At 60.6% G+C, this 16,170-nt stretch carries 17 protein-coding genes and 2 tRNA genes; 1 reads left to right on the top strand and 18 read right to left on the bottom strand.

Going from position 1 to position 16,170, the window contains the following annotated elements; all coding sequences use genetic code 11:
* Window positions 1-5: 5 nt before the first annotated feature.
* The 17 genes from nuoK to RGR602_RS07225 all read right to left on the bottom strand — a co-directional run bounded on the left by nuoK (window position 6) and on the right by RGR602_RS07225 (window position 12,629).
* Complete coding sequence (gene nuoK / locus RGR602_RS07305; RefSeq protein ID WP_039844563.1) at window positions 6-314, bottom strand: NADH-quinone oxidoreductase subunit NuoK; 309 nt, start codon at window positions 312-314, stop codon at window positions 6-8.
* A gap of 24 nt (window positions 315-338) precedes the next feature.
* The gene (locus tag RGR602_RS07300; protein ID WP_022714827.1) at window positions 339-953 is read right to left on the bottom strand and encodes an NADH-quinone oxidoreductase subunit J; all 615 of its coding nucleotides are present in this window, start codon (window positions 951-953) and stop codon (window positions 339-341) included.
* Window positions 954-1,095: 142 nt separating this feature from the next.
* Window positions 1,096-1,587, bottom strand: coding sequence for an NADH-quinone oxidoreductase subunit NuoI (gene nuoI / locus RGR602_RS07295; protein ID WP_039844562.1), 492 nt, complete (start codon window positions 1,585-1,587; stop codon window positions 1,096-1,098).
* 40 nt (window positions 1,588-1,627) lie between these two features.
* On the bottom strand, window positions 1,628-2,671 hold the full coding sequence (nuoH, locus tag RGR602_RS07290) for an NADH-quinone oxidoreductase subunit NuoH (protein ID WP_039844561.1): 1,044 nt from the start codon (window positions 2,669-2,671) through the stop codon (window positions 1,628-1,630).
* Between the two features lie 11 nt (window positions 2,672-2,682).
* Entirely contained in the window at window positions 2,683-4,764 is a 2,082-nt protein-coding gene (gene nuoG / locus RGR602_RS07285; protein WP_039844560.1) for an NADH-quinone oxidoreductase subunit NuoG, read from the bottom strand.
* A gap of 222 nt (window positions 4,765-4,986) precedes the next feature.
* Window positions 4,987-5,595, bottom strand: coding sequence for an NADH-ubiquinone oxidoreductase (locus RGR602_RS07280; protein WP_039844559.1), 609 nt, complete (start codon window positions 5,593-5,595; stop codon window positions 4,987-4,989).
* 4 nt (window positions 5,596-5,599) lie between these two features.
* Entirely contained in the window at window positions 5,600-6,904 is a 1,305-nt protein-coding gene (gene nuoF / locus RGR602_RS07275) for an NADH-quinone oxidoreductase subunit NuoF (RefSeq protein WP_022714822.1), read from the bottom strand.
* 12 nt (window positions 6,905-6,916) lie between these two features.
* Window positions 6,917-8,047: an NADH-quinone oxidoreductase subunit E gene (locus RGR602_RS07270; protein ID WP_039844558.1), complete on the bottom strand. Its 1,131-nt coding sequence runs from the start codon at window positions 8,045-8,047 to the stop codon at window positions 6,917-6,919.
* A 16-nt stretch (window positions 8,048-8,063) separates the two neighbouring features.
* The gene (locus RGR602_RS07265; protein ID WP_039844557.1) at window positions 8,064-8,336 is read right to left on the bottom strand and encodes a hypothetical protein; all 273 of its coding nucleotides are present in this window, start codon (window positions 8,334-8,336) and stop codon (window positions 8,064-8,066) included.
* Window positions 8,336-9,526, bottom strand: a complete 1,191-nt coding sequence (locus RGR602_RS07260) for an NADH-quinone oxidoreductase subunit D (protein ID WP_022714819.1) — start codon at window positions 9,524-9,526, stop codon at window positions 8,336-8,338. The genes RGR602_RS07265 and RGR602_RS07260 overlap by 1 nt, the downstream gene beginning before the upstream one ends.
* 213 nt (window positions 9,527-9,739) lie before the next feature.
* Window positions 9,740-9,811 carry a hypothetical protein gene (locus RGR602_RS39625; protein WP_407692051.1) on the bottom strand — a complete coding sequence of 24 codons (72 nt, stop codon included), beginning with the start codon at window positions 9,809-9,811 and terminating at the stop codon, window positions 9,740-9,742.
* A gap of 191 nt (window positions 9,812-10,002) precedes the next feature.
* The gene (locus RGR602_RS07250; protein ID WP_039844556.1) at window positions 10,003-10,605 is read right to left on the bottom strand and encodes an NADH-quinone oxidoreductase subunit C; all 603 of its coding nucleotides are present in this window, start codon (window positions 10,603-10,605) and stop codon (window positions 10,003-10,005) included.
* A gap of 18 nt (window positions 10,606-10,623) precedes the next feature.
* Complete coding sequence (locus tag RGR602_RS07245; protein ID WP_039844555.1) at window positions 10,624-11,208, bottom strand: NuoB/complex I 20 kDa subunit family protein; 585 nt, start codon at window positions 11,206-11,208, stop codon at window positions 10,624-10,626.
* A complete protein-coding gene (locus RGR602_RS07240; RefSeq protein WP_028739579.1) occupies window positions 11,199-11,564 on the bottom strand; it encodes an NADH-quinone oxidoreductase subunit A in 366 nt (121 codons plus the stop codon). Before RGR602_RS07240 ends, RGR602_RS07245 begins: the two co-directional genes overlap by 10 nt.
* Before the next feature lie 246 nt (window positions 11,565-11,810).
* A tRNA-Asp gene (locus RGR602_RS07235) sits at window positions 11,811-11,887 on the bottom strand.
* A 47-nt stretch (window positions 11,888-11,934) separates the two neighbouring features.
* Window positions 11,935-12,011: transfer RNA gene (locus tag RGR602_RS07230), tRNA-Asp, on the bottom strand.
* Between the two features lie 216 nt (window positions 12,012-12,227).
* Complete coding sequence (locus RGR602_RS07225; RefSeq protein ID WP_039844554.1) at window positions 12,228-12,629, bottom strand: (R)-mandelonitrile lyase; 402 nt, start codon at window positions 12,627-12,629, stop codon at window positions 12,228-12,230.
* Window positions 12,630-12,842: 213 nt separating this feature from the next.
* On the opposite strand from RGR602_RS07225, the gene RGR602_RS07220 reads away from it, so the two are divergent.
* Complete coding sequence (locus tag RGR602_RS07220; RefSeq protein ID WP_039844553.1) at window positions 12,843-13,829, top strand: aldo/keto reductase; 987 nt, start codon at window positions 12,843-12,845, stop codon at window positions 13,827-13,829.
* A gap of 79 nt (window positions 13,830-13,908) precedes the next feature.
* On the opposite strand, the gene RGR602_RS07215 is transcribed toward RGR602_RS07220, so the two are convergent.
* Window positions 13,909-16,119 (bottom strand): esterase-like activity of phytase family protein, encoded by a 2,211-nt coding sequence (locus tag RGR602_RS07215; protein WP_203226189.1) that lies wholly within the window; start codon window positions 16,117-16,119, stop codon window positions 13,909-13,911.
* Window positions 16,120-16,170: the final 51 nt, after the last annotated feature.

Below are 16,170 nucleotides of genomic sequence, written 5' to 3'. Positions count from 1 at the left end.
GCCACTCAGCCCTTCATCATATTAACGTCTTCGACCGCGATCGAGCCGCGGTTGCGGTAGAAGACAACAAGAATTGCAAGACCGATCGCCGCCTCAGCCGCGGCAACCGTCAGAATGAAAAGTGCAAAGACCTGGCCGACGATGTCGTTCAGGAACGACGAGAAGGCGACCATGTTGATGTTGACCGCAAGCAGGATGAGTTCGACCGACATCAAGATGACGATGACGTTCTTCCGGTTGAGGAAGATGCCAAAAATACCGATCGTGAGGAGAATGGCGCTAACCGTCAGGTAATGGGAAAGACCGATGACCATGTTCTTTGTTCCTTGTCCCTGCCTTTAGAGGCCCTGCCCCGGCTTGACCGTGACCACCTCAACGGCAGTTGCGGGCGTGCGGGCAACCTGTCTTGGAATGTTCTGCCGCTTGATGTTGGTACGGTGCCTCAGCGTCAGCACGATCGCCCCGATCATTGCGACAAGAAGCACCAGGCCGGCGATCTGGAAGAAGTAGACGTAGTTCGTATAGAGCACGTCGCCGAGGGCGGCGGTATTGGTGCGCTCGGTAATGGCCGGGATCGGCATCGCGACGGTCTTTGCGACTTCCGGAGAGATCACGCTGCCGCCGACAACGACGATGAGTTCGGCCGCAAGAACCAGACCGATCAGGCCGCCGATCGGTGCGTATTCAAGAACGCCCGCGCGCAGCTCCGTGAAGTCGATATCGAGCATCATGACCACGAAGAGAAAAAGGACCGCGACTGCGCCGACATAGACAACGAGCAGGATCATCGCCAGGAACTCGGCGCCGAGCAGCAGGAAGAGGCCTGCGGCATTGAAGAAGGTCACGATTAAGAACAGAACCGAATGAACCGGATTCTTCGCCGAGATGACCATGAACGCCGACGCTACCGCGACAAAGGCGAAAAGATAGAAAAATAGAGCCTGCAGACCCATGTTGGTGCCTTTTTCATCTTCCCCCGGGCAGCCGGGAGTTTCCCTGCCCGAATGGAGCTTGGCGTGACGTCAAGCCCGCAAAGCTCCGGTGCATGTTGACCGCGGGAGGCGAGTGCCCGCCGCGCGGCATTTCAAATTCCAATCAGCGGTAAGGTGCGTCGATCGCCATGTTGCGGGCGATTTCGCGTTCCCACCGGTCGCCATTGTCCAAAAGCCGCTGTTTGTCGAAATAAAGCTCTTCGCGGGTTTCCGTGGCGAATTCGAAATTCGGGCCCTCGACGATCGCATCGACCGGGCAGGCCTCCTGGCAGAAGCCACAATAGATGCACTTCACCATGTCAATGTCGTAGCGCACCGTGCGGCGCGTGCCGTCATTGCGGCGCGGTCCAGCTTCAATGGTGATCGCCTGAGCGGGACAGATCGCTTCGCACAGCTTGCAGGCGATGCAGCGCTCTTCGCCGTTCGGATAGCGGCGCAGCGCATGTTCGCCGCGGAAGCGCGGGCTGACAGGACCCTTTTCGAAGGGGTAGTTGATCGTCGCCTTCTGGCGAAAGAAATAGCGCATCGACAAGAAGAATGCGCCAACGAATTCCTTGAGGAACAGCGAGCCGACGGCGTTGGACAAACTTGCCATCTTCAACCTCCAAAATTGCTTGAAACGAGGGCGGACATCATCATGCCCATCCCATCAGCTTCAGCACGAATGCAACGATGACGACCATGGCGAGCGACAGCGGAAGGAAGACCTTCCAGCCGAGGCGCATCAGCTGGTCGTAGCGGTAGCGCGGGACGAAGGCCTTGACCATCGCGAACATGAAGAACACCAGGCAGGCCTTCAGCGTGAACCAGATGATACCCGGTACCCAGTTCAGGAACCAAACGTCAACCGGGGGCAGCCAGCCGCCGAGGAAGAGGATCGTCGTCAGCGCGCACATCAGGCAGACGGCCGCATATTCGCCAAGCATGAACATCATGTACGGCGAGGAACCGTATTCGACCATGAAGCCGGCGACCAGCTCCGATTCGGCTTCCGGAAGATCGAAGGGCGGACGGTTGGTTTCGGCAAGCGCGGAAACGAAGAAGACGATGAACATCGGGAACAGTGCGAGCCAATGCCAATCGAGGAAGGACGCCGGCAGGCCGAGCATCGTTCCAAGGCCGTCATGCTGCGCATTGACGATGTCGGTCAGGTTCAGCGAACCGACGCAAAGGAGGACACTGACGATGACGAAGCCGATCGAGACTTCGTAGGACACCATCTGTGCGGCGGAGCGGAGAGCGCCGAGGAACGGATACTTCGAATTCGAAGCCCAGCCGCCCATGATGATGCCGTAGACCTCGAGCGAGGCGATCGCGAAGATATAGAGGATGCCGACATTGATGTCGGCAATCACCCAACCGTCTGCGAGCGGCACGACCGCCCAGGTGGACAGCGCCAGAAGCACGGCGACGAGCGGCGCGATCAGGAAGACGACCTTGTTGGCACCCGCCGGGATGATCGGCTCCTTGAAGACGAACTTCAAAAGGTCGGCAAAGGACTGGAACAGGCCGAAGGGGCCGACGACGTTCGGGCCGCGGCGAAGCTGCACCGCCGCCCAGATCTTGCGGTCGGCAAGGAGCACATAGGCGATGAAGATCAGAAGGCAGACCAGCAGGAGAAGCGACTGGCCGACCATGATGATCCCCGGCCAGACATATGTGGAAAAGAAAGAGTCCATGGTCCCTGCCCTTACTCTGCCGCGACTTTGAAGTTGTTGCGGGCCAATGCCGAGCATTCGGCCATGACAGCCGAGGCGCGTGCGATCGGGTTCGTCAAATAGAAGTCTTTGACCGGTGACGCAAACCCGGATTTGTTCATCTTCCCGGCTTTTTTGGCCAGTGCGGCAATTTTGGCGCTGTCGCCTTCGGCGATCTCGTCGACGGCGGCGAAATGCGGGAACGCCGCATAGAGTTTCGAGCGCAGTTCGGCAAGCGAATCAAAGGGAAGCTTCTTGCCGAGGACGTCGGAGAGCGCACGCAGGATCGCCCAGTCCTCGCGGGCATCGCCCGGTGCAAAACCGGCGCGGCTGCCCATCTGGACGCGGCCTTCGGTATTGACCCAAGTGCCCGACTTTTCAGTATAAGCGGCAGCCGGCAGAATGACGTCGGCATGGTGCGCGCCGTTGTCGCCGTGCGAGCCGATATAGACCGTGAGCTTGGCCTTCTTGGCGGTGAAGTCCAGCTCGTCGGCGCCGAGCAGGAAAAGCACCTCCATGGAGGCCAGCATGGCAGCCCCGTTGACGCCCTTGGCGCCGGGCACGAAGCCGAGGTCAAGGCCGCCGACACGCGATGCGGCCGTGTGCAGGACGGCAAAACCGTTCCAGCCTTCGGCCACGGCGCCGACATTAACGGCGAGCTTTGCGGCGCTTGCCAGAACACCCGCGCCGTCCGTGCGGGAAAGCGCGCCCTGGCCGATGATGATCAGCGGCGTCTTGGCCTCCGCCAGAACCCTGGCGAAGGCATGGTTGCCATCCACCAGATCCTTCAGCGTATCGGGACCAGCACCGAGATATTCGTAATCATAACGCAGGTCACCGCCTTCGCCGATCACGCCGATCGGGAAGCCGCCGCGGCGCCAGCGCTTGCGGATGCGGGCATTGAGCACGGCAGCCTCGAAGCGTGGATTCGCGCCGATGATGAGCAGCGCATCAGCCTGTTCGATGCCTTCGATCGTCGGGTTGAAGAGGTAGCTTGCACGGCCGAGCGACGGATCAAGTGCCGTCCCATCCTGGCGACAGTCGAGGTTCTCGGAACCGAGCGACTTCACCAGTTCGGAGAGCGCGTACATTTCCTCGACCGAAGCGAGGTCGCCGGCGATCGCGCCGATCTTTTCGCCGGTCGTCTTGGAAACTGCAGTCTTGATCGCGCCGAAGGCTTCCGCCCAGGTCGCGGGCTGCAGGCGACCACCCTTGCGGACATAGGGTTTGTCGAGACGCTGCGTCTTCAGGCCGTCCCAGATGAAGCGGCTCTTGTCGGAAATCCACTCCTCGTTGATCGCCTCGTTGACGCGCGGCAGGATGCGCATGACTTCGCGGCCGCGGGTATCAACGCGGATGGCGGAGCCGAGCGCGTCCATGACATCGATCGATTCCGTCTTGTTCAGTTCCCACGGACGGGCCGTGAAGGCGAAGGGTTTCGACGTCAGCGCGCCGACCGGGCAAAGGTCGACGACGTTGCCCTGCAGCTCGGAGGTCATCGCCTGTTCGAGATAGGTGGTGATTTCGGCGTCCTCGCCGCGGCCGATCAGGCCGAGTTCCGAGATGCCGGCGACTTCCGTCGTGAAGCGGACGCAGCGCGTGCAGTGGATGCAGCGGTTCATGACCGTCTTTACGAGCGGACCGATATACTTGTCTTCGACGGCGCGCTTGTCTTCCTGATAGCGCGAGGTGTCGATGCCGAAGGCCATCGCCTGGTCCTGCAGGTCGCATTCGCCGCCCTGGTCGCAGATCGGGCAATCGAGCGGGTGATTGATCAGCAGGAATTCCATGACGCCTTCGCGGGCCTTCTTGACCATCGGCGTGTTGGTGAAGACTTCCGGCAGCTCGCCATTCGGGCCGCCGCGAATGTCGCGAACGCCCATAGCGCAGGATGCCTGCGGCTTCGGCGGACCGCCCTTCACCTCAACAAGGCACATACGGCAATTGCCGGCGACCGACAGCCGCTCATGGAAGCAGAAGCGCGGAACTTCAGCGCCGGCTTCCTCACACGCCTGGATGAGCGTGTAATGATCCGGGACTTCGATCTCGTTGCCGTCTATCTTCAGTTTTGCCATCGTCACTCAGTCCTGTTTCCCGTTCGCCGGATGGCGGCAAACAAACCTATTTTGCAACATGACCGCTGCCATGCGGGATTTTGCCCCCGCAGGCACCGGTGTCGCCCAAATTGTCCTTCCAGGATTCGGAAAACCCGAAACCCGATCGGCGCGCAGTTCGCAGGCTCCTGCCCGCTTGCCGCTTCGCCATTCTCCTCCGGCTGCTTGGGTCAGCCGAAAAGATCACGTCCGCTTCCGGCCCTTCGCAGAAAGCGCCTTCGCCTGACCGGTCCAATCGTCGCGAACAACGCGGCCGTTGAAACCAAGTTCGGCGTCGAGCTTTGCGATTTCCGCATCCGTCCAGGCGGCAATCTCGGCGAAGGTCCGAATGCCCTTCGCATTCAGCACCTGCTCGAGCTTCGGACCGATGCCGGCAATCAGCTTCAGGTCGTCTGCCTTCTTCGCGCGTGCCGCCGGCTTCTTCGGTGCCGTAGGCTTTGATCCAGTTGCGCCGACAATCGAAAGCTTGGCCTTCCCCGCCGCTGCCGGCCGGATACTCTCCGGCTTGATGCGCACTTGCGGCTTTGGTTCCTCCGGCGGCGTGTCGTCAAGGGCTTCCGCCATCCTGTTGGTCTCCTCGAACACACCCTGCAGAGCGCCGAAAAAAGCGCCAGCAAGCTGCGTCGAGAAACCAAAGCCGATCGCAGTTGCCGCAGCCATCGCCGCTACGGGCGGCGCCATCAGCGGATGCATCGGCAGAGCCCGCTCCAGCATCTCGGCTGCAAGACGGCCGAAGTCCGCCGGGAAATCGGCCACTCCATCCTTCCCTGTGCTGCCAGATGCCTTGGTCATCTTCCTACTCCGCTGCCTCGAGAACCGCACCGTGATCCATGGCGCTCGCCGTGTACTGATCGATGCGCGCTTCGATCTCGGGGCGAAAGTTACGGATCAGACCCTGCACCGGCCATGCGGCAGCATCGCCGAGCGCACAGATGGTGTGGCCTTCGATCTGCTTGGTGACCTGGAAGAGCATGTCGATCTCGCGCTTGTGGGCATTGCCCTTGGCCATACGCTCCATCACGCGCCACATCCAGCCGGTGCCTTCGCGGCACGGCGTGCACTGGCCGCAGCTCTCATGCTTGAAGAAAGCCGAGATGCGGGCAATCGCCTTGATGACGTCGGTGGACTTGTCCATGACGATCGCGGCGGCCGTGCCGAAGGACGAACCGACAGCGCGCAGGCCGTCGAAATCCATCGGGCAATCGATGATGTCCTTGGCGGGCACGATCGGGCACGAGGCGCCGCCAGGAATGACGGCGAGCAGGTTGTCCCAGCCGCCGCGAATGCCACCGGCGTGACGATCGACAAGCTCGCGGAAAGTAATGCCCATTTCCTCTTCGACGGTGCACGGCTTATTGACGTGGCCGGAGAGCATGAAAAGTTTGGTGCCGACATTGTTCGGACGGCCGATCGAGGAGAACCAGCCGGCGCCGCGGCGAAGGATCGTCGGGGCAACGGCGATCGACTCGACGTTGTTGACCGTCGTCGGGCAGCCGTAGAGACCCATATTGGCCGGGAACGGCGGCTTCAGGCGCGGCTGCCCCTTCTTGCCCTCAAGGCTTTCGAGCAGGGCGGTTTCTTCGCCGCAGATGTAAGCGCCGGCGCCGTGATGGACATAAATTTCCATGTCCCAGCCGAGCTTGTTGTTCTTGCCGAGCAGGCCGGCATCATAGCATTCGTCGATAGCCGCCTGCAGTGCCTCACGCTCGCGGATATATTCGCCGCGGACATAGATGTAGGCGGCGTTCGCGCCCATGGCGAAGCTTGCAACCACGCAGCCTTCGATCAGCGTATGCGGATCGTGGCGCATGATGTCGCGGTCCTTGCAGGTGCCGGGCTCCGACTCGTCGGCATTGACGACGAGATAGTGCGGCCGGCCATCGCTTTCCTTCGGCATGAAGGACCACTTGAGACCGGTCGGAAAACCTGCGCCGCCACGGCCGCGAAGGCCAGACGCCTTCATCTCGTTGACGATCCAGTCGCGGCCCTTTTCGAGGATCTGCTTGGTGCCGTCCCAGTGGCCGCGGCTCATCGCGCCTTTCAGGGACTTGTCCTTGAGGCCGTAGATATTGGTAAAGATGCGGTCCTTATCTTGTAACATGCTTCACACCTCTTACCGCGGCTTCTTGCCAAAGATCTTGATATATTCCGCTTCGCCGCCCTTGGCGAGCGCCTTGGCCTGCTTGGCCCAGTCGTCGCGCTCGATGCGGCCCTTGAAATTCAAGTATCCATCGACCCAGTCGCGTTCGGCCTTCTTCCAGCCTGCGACCTGCGCGTAGGTGAAGATTCCGAGTTCGTTCAAAATGGCCTCGATCTTCGGACCGACGCCCGAGATCAGCTTGAGATCGTCCGGAGCTGTCGGCTTTTCGATGCCGACCGGCCGGTTCTTGTCGGTCAGCGCCGGCTTACTCACGGCCGGAGCAGCGGCTGCCTTTGCAGGCTTTTCGGCCGGTGCAGGCAGCGGCGCAGCCTCGACGGCCTTGACATTTTTGGCCGCGGCCTTCGGCGCCGTATGGGGCGTCTTCAGCGCCGGATTGGTTTCAGCGTCACCGCTCTTTGGACGGCCGGCCTCGGAAGGCGGAAGGCTGACGGCATCGCCGACGGCCTTCTTTGCGGAAGCCTTCGGCTTGGGATCCGGCGCCAGAAGCGTCGTCGGACCGCCTTCGGGCGAGGAAAAATGACGGTCGATCTGCGGGCCGGGCTTGATGCTTGCGCCATTGCCGGCATTGAACGTGTCGATGATCTCTTCGAGGCGCTCCGGCGTCAGGTCTTCGTAAGTGTCCTTGCCGATCATCACCATCGGTGCGTTAACGCAGGCCCCGAGACATTCGACCTCTTCCCAGGAGAGCGTGCCTTCGGCATTGCGCTCGAACGGGTGATCGTGGATCTTGCTCTTGCAGACCTTCATCAGGCCTTCAGAGCCGCGCAGCATGCAGGGCGTCGTGCCGCAGACCTGGACGTGTGCGCGCGTTCCGACCGGACCCAGTTGGAACTGGGTGTAGAAGGTCGCGACTTCGAGGACACGGATATAGGCCATGTCCAGCATGTCGGCGACTTTCTCGATCGCCGCGCGTGTGACCCAGCCGTCCTGCTCCTGCGCCCGCATCAACAGCGGGATGACCGCCGACTGCTGACGGCCTGCGGGATATTTCTTGATCGTTTTATCCGCCCAAACCGCGTTTTCGTCATTGAAGGCGAATGCGGCAGGCTGGAATTGATCTTCGGCTAGTCGACGAACGGACATTCTTCCTCACGCCTTGTCAGTTTAGGGTCCCACACCGCGAGGCTGTCAGAGACTGCATCTCGCAAGCATAGGCCGACTGGTCTTTCTGCATAAACACAACGAACTTGTTGCCGTTCGGAACGGCAGCCTTGATTTCATAGCCCCTGGACAATAGCTCGCCCATGGAGGCCTGGTCGCCCGGAGGCGCTACATCCTGCGCGCCCAGCTTCTGGCCGAATCCCTGATTTTCCTGAGCGAACGCTCCGGATGCCATGAGTAAAACGGCTGCTGAAAGCGCGGCAAGCTGCATCAGCGATCCACCTCGCCGAACACGATGTCGAGCGAGCCGAGAATGGCAGCGACGTCAGCCAATTGGTGGCCGCGGCACATGAAATCCATCGCCTGAAGATGAGCATAGCCCGGAGCTTTGATCTTGCAGCGATACGGCTTGTTGGAGCCGTCGGAGACGAGGTAGACGCCGAACTCGCCCTTCGGCGCTTCGACGGCGGCGTAAACTTCGCCGGCCGGAACGTGGTAGCCTTCGGTATAGAGCTTGAAGTGATGGATCAGAGCTTCCATCGAGCGCTTCATCTCGCCGCGCTTCGGCGGCACCACCTTGCCGTCGACCGACGAGAATGGTCCAGTGCTGGCATCGCCGAGCAGGCGGTTCACGCACTGCTTCATGATGCGGACCGATTCACGCATTTCAATCATGCGGATCAGGTAACGGTCATAGCAGTCGCCGTTCTTGCCGATCGGGATATCGAACTCGAGATCGGAATAGCACTCGTAAGGCTGCGCACGGCGCAGGTCCCAGGCAGCTCCCGAACCGCGGACCATGACGCCCGAGAAGCCCCAAGCCCAGCAGTCTTCCAGCGATACCACGCCGATATCGACGTTACGTTGCTTGAAGATGCGGTTGCCGGTCAGAAGATCGTCGATATCGTCCAACGCCTTCAGAAACGGATCGCACCAGTCGCCGATATCCTGAACGAGCTTTTCCGGCAGATCCTGATGGACGCCGCCTGGACGGAAATAAGCCGCATGCATGCGCGAGCCGGAAGCGCGCTCATAAAACACCATCAGCTTTTCGCGCTCTTCGAAGCCCCAGAGCGGCGGCGTCAGCGCGCCGACGTCCATGGCCTGGGTCGTGACGTTGAGGAGATGCGACAGGATACGGCCGATTTCCGAATAAAGAACGCGGATCAGCTGACCGCGAATCGGGATTTCGATGCCGAGCAGCTTCTCGACGGCCAGCGCATAGGCATGTTCCTGGTTCATCGGTGCCACATAATCGAGGCGGTCGAAATAAGGAACGGCCTGCAGATAGGTTTTGGTTTCGATCAGCTTCTCGGTGCCGCGATGCAACAGGCCGATATGCGGATCGACGCGCTCCACAATTTCGCCGTCGAGCTCCAGGACAAGACGAAGAACGCCGTGCGCCGCCGGATGCTGTGGCCCGAAATTGATGTTGAAGTTGCGGACGTTATGTTCGGTCATGGTGCAAACTCCAAGCCAAACGCGCCGCTGGTTAGGCGGATGGCGAATGGCGAATAGCGAATGGTTTCGTTCCGTTTCATTGTTTCTCCTGGAGACTCCGTACCAGCGCCCTGATCATCCGTCTGATCTCGTCGCACTTTTCGGTCATCTGCCTGAACGCAATCTCGCCGATCAACCGACGCGGTGAGAAATGAATACCTGTTTCCAATTCCTTCAACGAACCTGGGACATGCGCAGATATCGAATAAAGCTTCCAGTGACTTCACGTCCGTGCCCTTCAGCAATATTGGCAGCAATCGAATTTGCTGCCTGCGTACCTGGGTCGTCAGACCGTCAAATCTCCAACTTGGGAAGATCCTCGGTCATCCGATAGCAGTCCACCGCGCGATCGATCGCCAACTGCCAGACCTTGAGATCCCTGTCGGAGTTTATCGTCTGCAACCCCTTCCCGACTCGTCGCTGTTCACTATTCGCTTCTACTGCTTCGCCTTCTCATCGCCCGGCAGCACGTATTCGGTGCCCTCCCAAGGCGACATGAAGTCGAAGTTGCGGAATTCCTGCTTCAGTTCCACCGGTTCGTAAACGACCCGCTTTGCCGCATCGTCGTAACGGACTTCGACGAAGCCGGTCGTCGGAAAGTCCTTGCGAAGGGGATGTCCTTCGAAACCGTAGTCGGTCAGGATGCGGCGGAGATCCGGGTGGCCAGTGAAGAGAACGCCGTACATGTCCCAGGTCTCGCGCTCGAACCAGTCGGCGCCGGGATAGACCGCGCAGGCCGAGGGAACCGGCGTATCCTCGTCGGTCGCGACCTTCACGCGGATGCGCAAGTTCTGCTTCGGCGACAAAAGATGATACACAACGTCGAAACGCTTTTCGCGCTGCGGCCAATCGACGCCGCAGATGTCCGTCAGGTTGATGAAACCGCACTTGGCGTCATCGCGCAGGAACGCCAGAAGCGCGATCAGGTTTTCGCCCGTCGTTGTCAGTGTCAGCTCGCCGAATTTCAGTTGCGTCGCGGCAATTAGGCTGCCACGCGCCTCCGAGAGATGGGACGAAAGCTCAGTGAGGGCTTCGCTCATATGTCTTGTCCTTAACCCTTACCGCTCGATCGTGCCGGTGCGCCGGATCTTCTTCTGCAGCAGAAGCACGCCGTAAAGCAGCGCCTCCGCTGTGGGGGGACAGCCCGGCACGTAGATGTCGATCGGCACGACGCGGTCGCAGCCGCGCACCACCGAATAAGAATAGTGATAGTAGCCGCCGCCATTGGCGCAGGAGCCCATCGAGATCACGTAACGCGGCTCAGGCATCTGGTCATAGACCTTACGGAGCGCGGGCGCCATCTTGTTGGTGAGGGTGCCAGCAACAATCATCACGTCCGACTGGCGCGGCGAAGCGCGCGGCGCAAAGCCGAAACGCTCGACGTCGTAACGCGGCATCGACAGCTGCATCATCTCGACGGCGCAGCAGGCGAGACCGAAGGTCATCCACATTAGCGAGCCGGTACGCGCCCAGTTGATCAGCTCGTCGGTCGAGGTGACGAGAAAACCCTTGTCGGCCAGTTCGTTGTTGATCTCGCCGAAGAACGCATCGTTGCTGCCGATCGGCTTGCCGGTGGCGGGATCGATGATCCCGTTCGGCTGTGGCGCAACGAGCGTGCGATTGCTTGAGGGCGTCACTGCCATTCCAGGGCTCCCTTCTTCCATTCATAGATAAAGCCGACGGTGAGCACGAGCAGGAAGACCATCATGGACCAGAAGCCGAACCAGCCGATGGCGCCAAAGGAAACCGCCCAGGGGAAAAGGAAGGCGACTTCGAGGTCGAAGATGATGAAGAGGATCGACACGAGATAGAAGCGGATGTCGAATTTCATGCGAGCATCGTCGAAGGCGTTGAAGCCGCATTCGTATGCGGAAAGCTTTTCCGAATCCGGCGCCTTGAAGGCCACGGCAAACGGCGCAATCAGAAGCGCCAGGCCGATGACGAGGGCAATGCCGATGAAGATAGCGATCGGAATATAGGAACTGAGCAGTTCAGTCATCATGTTCATCCCTGCTTGCCGGATGCGCCAGGCAGCGCAACGGGCAAATGCCCGGCAAGCGAACGTGCGTTGCAACAAGCCGTGGTTAGCGCAGCCGGAGCCATGGCGCAAGACTTTTAGAAAGCCAATTCCACCTGTGAGGATGCGACATTATCAAGCAGATGCAACGATGTCGCGACAAATACGCACAAGTTGCGAGAGGTTGCATGGCAGCCAACCAAAAACTGCATGGCTCGGAGAAAAGAATGGCGCGAGTGACGGGGCTCGAACCCGCGACCTCCGGCGTGACAGGCCGGCACTCTAACCGACTGAGCTACACCCGCGCATCTTGAAGGAAAGGCCGGAATGCGCCTTGCGGCACATCTTAAAATGGCGCGAGTGACGGGGCTCGAACCCGCGACCTCCGGCGTGACAGGCCGGCACTCTAACCGACTGAGCTACACCCGCACTTCATTTCAAGTCATCCGGAGCTTTCGCATCCTTGTCAAAACGGATAGGCCGCTTCGATGAGCGGCTAACTAAGGGGTTCGCATTTGAGTGTCAAGCAGGTTTGGAGACAAAACCATGACAGTCCGGAAATTGTTTTCACGGCAAAGTCCAGCCGCCGTACAAGAGCTGAGCGTTGAGAGGACTTCCGACGCATTTTCTCGCGTCTAACGTCCTTCAGGCCTTTCCGGCATATTGCTCGTCGCTGACCTGCTCCATCCAGTCGGCGACGCTGCCATTCAGTGATTCCTGGATAGCGATATGCGTCATCGCCGTTTCCGGGGCTGCGCCATGCCAGTGCTTTTCGCCGGCCGCGAACCACACGGTGTCGCCCGGCCTAATTTCGCGGATTTCGCCGCCCCAGCTCTGCACAAGCCCCTTGCCGGACGTGACGATCAGCGTCTGGCCCAGAGGATGCGTGTGCCACGCAGTGCGCGCTCCCGGCTCGAATGTCACGTGCACGACCCTCACGCGGGCCGGATCGGGCGCTTCGATCAACGGATCAAGCCGCACGGTGCCGGCGAAATAGTCCGCCGAAGCCTTCGCCGATGGCCGGGAACCGGCTGTCTTGATTTCCATGCTATTGCCTCTTCCTTGTTTGATCCGGCGCGTCCCTCACAGAAAGTAGGTCATCGATCGACCCATTTGAAGTGGAGTGGAAAGATATGAGACCACTCGGCACCGTTCTCGAACAAGCAACGTCTGCGCCCTATTTCCCCCGCAGGCGCTTGTCCGCCCGGGGCCTGGCTGATAGTCGCCGTGCGAGCTTTTCATCACGAATGGAGGATTCCCATGAAACAGCATTCTTTCGGCCGCATGCCGTTTTCAGTCACCAATGTCGGGTTCGGCGCATGGCAGATCGGCGGTTCCTGGGGCGATGTCAGCGAGGCTGACGGCCGGGCGGCCCTCAATGCGGCGCTCGACGCCGGCATCACCTTCATCGACACAGCGGACGTTTACGGCGACGGCCGATCGGAAAAAATCGTCGCCGACGTGCTGAAGAGCCGTGGCGGCACGCCCCCGATGGTCGCCACCAAGGCCGGCCGAAGGCTGAACCCGCATGTCGCCGGCGGTTATACCAAGGCCAATCTCGAAGGCTTTATCGACCGCAGCCTGAAGAACCTGCAGGTCGACAGCCTTGACCTCGTCCAACTCCACTGCCCGCCGACGGAGGTGCTTTACCGTTCGGAAGTCTTCGACGGTCTCAACCAGCTCCAGAAGGCCGGCAAGATCAAGGGCTATGGCGTCAGCGTTTCGACGGTTGAGGAAGGCTTGAAAGCGATCGAGTTTCCGGGCGTCGAAAGCATCCAGATCATCTACAACATCTTCCGTCAGCGCCCCGATCGCCTGTTCTTCCAGGAAGCCCGCCGCAAGAACGTCGCCGTGATTGCACGCGTGCCGCTCGCAAGTGGCCTACTCTCCGGCAAGATCACCCGTGACACCAAGTTCGCAAGCGACGACCACCGCAATTTCAACCGCCACGGCGAGGCCTTCGATGTCGGCGAGACCTTCGCGGGCGTTCCCTTCGAGGTCGGCCTGCAAGCGGTCGAGGAGGTGCGCAAGCTGGTGCCGCAGGGCGCCTCCATGGCAGCCTTTGCGCTACGCTGGATCCTTATGAACGATGCCGTAACCGTGGTCATCCCCGGTGCGCGCAACGCCGAACAGGCAAGGGCCAACGCAGCGGCCGCCGATCTCGCGCCGCTCTGCCACGACGTGATGGACGCGACCCGCGAGATCTACGAGCGGCTGATTGCACCGCATGTGCATCAGCGCTGGTAAGCCTATCCTTTCAGAACCAAAAATGGCCTAGTTTAACCCGCCGGGTTTGACCCGGCCATTTCCTTTCAGTTCTGGGACCTCAGTTCGTGCCGACCAGATTGACCGGGAAGAACAGGGTTTCACCTGAGGAGTCGCTGACCCCGTCGTTGTCGGTGACGGCATAGGCCTTGCCGCCGGCGTCGAAGGTGAAGCCTTCGATCTTGTCGAGCACGTAGCCGTTGGTGGCCGTCTTCAGCTCGTTGACGAAGTCGTAGGCTTCGGTCTTCTCGACGGCCGGTAGCTCGCCGCCGAGCTTGGCGGGCTTGAGATCGGCGATCGCCACCTTATAGAGCTTCTTCAACTTCGCTGCATCGCCCACGAGGTTGTCGCGCTCGATGATATAGACGCTGTCGCCATGGGCAGAGATTTCCGAAAGACCGACCCAGCCGTTTTCGGACTTGTCGAGCGGGTAGCGCACGGCGCCCCATTCCTTGCTCTTCAGATTGTAAGAGACGAGCTTGACGAAGCCCTTCTCGTCGTCCTTCCATTCGCGCTGAATTGCCATCCACAGCGTTGCATCATCTCCGGAGCCGATGATCGTCACGCCTTCGAAACCGTAGCGGATTTCGTTGGCGGTCAGCTCCTTCGGCAGGGCGACCTCGGCCTTGATCTCGCCCTTCGGATTGACGTGGTAGAGCGCGTGCGGCAGCAGCTTTTCGCTGTTGCCTTCGGAAGCGAGCCAGAACCAGCCCTTCTCATCGACGGCGATGCCCTCGATGTCGAGCTTCTGGGCGGCAGCACCGTCACGCTTGATCATCAGCGTCTCGGTGATGACGGCGGGCTTCTGCGTCGCGTCGATTGTGTAGATCGTCGGCTGCATGCCGAGCACGCTGTCGCTGACCGCAAAGAGCTTGCCAGGCTTTTCCGGAACGGCAGCAAGGCCCGAAAGGGCGGCAAAGCCGACCGGGTTGCCATCCTTCTCGGCCTCGACGATCTGCGGATAGGCCTTCTCTCCTTCGGCAAGCTCGTAGATCATCACATGCGAGCGCGGGCCGCCGTCCTCGCCGAGATCGACTTCGTTGGCGGTCGCAAAGAGGTTGCGCGAGGGGATGGCGACAGCGCCTTCCGGCGATACGCCCGATGGCAAAATCTGCGACAGTTCCGGGTCGGCGCCCGTGTCCTTGTAGACGCCGACAACAGAAGCGCGCTCGGCAAGCACGAAGAAATATTGCAGGCCTCCAAAGGTGGCTGCTTCCAGGCCCTCCGGTTCGACGCCCTTCGAGGAAGAGCGGCCGTCCGGATAATGGCCGAGAACCGCCACGGCGCGCTCGAAGGAGCTGCCGGCTTCGTAGAGAACCTTGCCGGTCTTGTCGAAGATCGTGAACCCGCGCGAGCCGCCTTCATAATCGCCTTCGTTGGCGACCACGAGACGGTTGTCGTCCAGCCATTTCACAGCGTCCGGTTCGCGCAGAACACCCTTCAGTTCGCCAGCAAACCTTAGCGCCCCGTCCTTCTTCGTGTCGATATCGGAAAGGTCCGTGCTGCCCGCGGAGAAATGCGTCTTCACCTGCGCGGTTTTGGCGTCGATGATGACGATCTCGTTGTTTTCCTGCAATGTCAGTGCGATCTCATCTTGGCCGTTGAAGGCGACGAATTCCGGCTCCGGGTCCTCCGGCGCGACGGCCGAGAGGCCGGTCAGCGCAACGTGCTTGATCGTGCCGCAATCGACCGTTCCGTCCTTGACCTGAAAGATCGCGAGAGCGCCTGCCGGCATCTGCGGGATCTTGCCATCGTTGACGTCTTCGTCGCGCTCGTTTTCGATGGCGATGGTGCCGAGCGTCTTTTCCTTGTTGAGCGCGATCGAATCCGGCTGACCGCCGAGATCGCAGATGTTCTCGATCTTTTTGGTGGCGACGTCGACGATTGCCAGATGGCCGGAAGGCTTCTGCTTACTCTCGCCGGTGTTGACGGCAACGAGCGCCTTGCCCGCTGCCGACGTAACGGATGTCGGCTCGCCGTCCATCATCAGCACGCCGCCGGCCTTGGGGGCCTTGGCATCGATGATGTCGACGAAGCCGATCGCGCCGAGCGGGCTGTCGCTGTAAATCAGCGTCCTGCCGTCATCGGTGGCGGTGATGATTTCGGCGGAGGTCGTGGAAAGCTTGTCCTTGCCGGCGGGCAGGTTTGCGGCAACCGGGAAGGACGCAATACGATTGAAAACAGGCTCCGCAGCGGCCGGGGACGCAACGGACGCGAGAAGCACGGCAGCCAGGGTAGCCTGGCGCGATGAAATGGTCATGAAATCCCCCATGTGTCGAATATCCGAAACGGGGGATTTTTGAGGGACGCTGATGACAGACAC

The organism is Rhizobium gallicum bv. gallicum R602sp (assembly GCF_000816845.1).
Lineage (GTDB): Bacteria > Pseudomonadota > Alphaproteobacteria > Rhizobiales > Rhizobiaceae > Rhizobium > Rhizobium gallicum.
The sequence above is the reverse complement of the archived record's forward strand: the minus strand, read 5'-3'. Positions and strand labels throughout refer to the sequence as shown.